A 237-nucleotide genomic window follows, 5' to 3' on the forward strand; every position below is an offset into this window, starting at 1 on the left:
TTCACCTTGTTCCCGTCGTGATTGGGAGCAAGCGTGCAGGTCTATTCCAAACTGTACTGGGCATTGCTTTAGTAGGTGCAGCTATGCTTTATTCTGCCGGAACCGCTGCTGGTGCCATGGGAGCTTTTACTGCTGGTGGTTTAACTGGAGGAGCTTCATTAGTTGGCGCTTCCCTTGCCCTCGGCGGCATTCTCCAAATGCTCTCCCCGCAAATGGGCGGGCTGCGCATGCGGCAAG

1 pseudogene is annotated in these 237 nt (G+C 55.3%); it reads left to right on the forward strand.

The annotated features are described in order from the left end of the window. Positions 1 to 237 (forward strand): annotated as a pseudogene (locus ADK28_RS32855) (tail assembly protein); the annotation flags it as partial.

This window comes from Serratia sp. 506_PEND (assembly GCF_001076875.1).
GTDB lineage: Bacteria > Pseudomonadota > Gammaproteobacteria > Enterobacterales > Enterobacteriaceae > Serratia > Serratia marcescens.